This is a genomic window from Alienimonas sp. DA493, assembly GCF_043951915.1.
Taxonomy (GTDB): Bacteria; Planctomycetota; Planctomycetia; order Planctomycetales; family Planctomycetaceae; genus Alienimonas.
The window spans coordinates 1-542 of sequence record NZ_JBINJD010000365.1 but is presented as its reverse complement, the minus strand read 5'-3'; the positions used below and the strand labels follow the sequence as shown (position 1 = coordinate 542).

At 69.6% G+C, this 542-nt stretch carries 1 protein-coding gene; it reads right to left on the bottom strand.

The genetic code is table 11. The features are described from left to right. On the bottom strand, nt 1-503 hold a 503-nt coding region (locus tag ACG2DA_RS23045; RefSeq protein WP_395259059.1), incomplete at its 3' end, for a DUF1559 domain-containing protein. Nucleotides 504-542 lie beyond the last annotated feature (39 nt).

The following is a 542-nucleotide window of genomic DNA, read 5'->3' as shown; positions in this document are numbered from 1 at the left end:
GTGAGGAACCCGGTCATCGGCGTGATGCCGTCGTTGAAGCGGTTGCCGCGCTGGACGCGGCGGTCCAGCTCGCTGTCCGCGTACATGCCGGGGTCCGTCGGCGATTCGACGATGTCGGCGCAGTTGGCGTACGGGTCGTTGTGGATGTCGGAGCCGTAGCCGGAAGTGCCGTTCCGCACGACGGCGGACTGGAAGAACGCCGCGCCGTCCCAGCGGCCGATCTCGCCCATCAACAACGTGTTGACGGACCCGTCCTTCATGTCCCGAATGCCCCGCCAGGTCGCCTGGTCGAACATCCCGCGGGCCGTGGCCCGGTTCCGCGGGTAGTTGGCGTTGGACCAGTGGCTGATCCCGCGACCGTTGTCGCCGCGGCAGAAGGCGTAGTTCGTCTCGGCAATGCCGTTGGGCTGCTTGCCGTCGGTCGGGCAGAGCAGCGTCGCGACCTGGGTCCGCCACGGCGTGTACTGCCCCCGCCACGGACGGCCGCCGCCGGAACGGAACACGTCGTCGGTCGTGGACGCGTCGCCGTCGCGGTCGAACGG